General features: G+C 71.7%; 1 pseudogene. It reads right to left on the bottom strand.

Annotation, left to right across the window (positions count from 1 at the left end):
• Window positions 1-286, bottom strand: a pseudogene (locus tag AC1DYG_RS20480) (nitrite reductase (NAD(P)H)); the annotation flags it as partial.
• Window positions 287-389: the final 103 nt, after the last annotated feature.

Genomic DNA, 389 nt, shown 5'->3' with positions numbered 1-389 from the left:
CCGTGGTGGTGACCGTGCGCGCGGCCCTGTCGATCGATGCCGCGGACTCGCCGACCCGCAGGTCGACCAGGGCGTCGCCCGGGTAGTCGTTGCCGGCGAGCGCGAGTTCCTTTGCGTCCCAGGACCCGACGTAGGACGAGAGCCCCACCCGGTCGTAGGCGGGCAGGCGCTCCTCGCACAGGACGGTCACCCGCCACTGCCCCGCGTCGTCCCGAGCACGGAGCGCCTCGACGAACCGGTGCCCCACCATTCCGTGCCCGACCACCACTACCGACTTGCTGTTCATGCCGCGTCCTCCCGGTCGATCGAATGCTGTGCTGTGTGCCCGGTGCCCGCCGGGTCTGCCATGGTCACGGCCGCTCCTGCTCAGACCAGGACCGCGGCGCGGT

This window comes from Pedococcus sp. P1_H8 (assembly GCF_056405175.1).
Note: the sequence above shows the minus strand (reverse complement) of the source record. Positions and strands in the feature narration are given on the sequence as shown.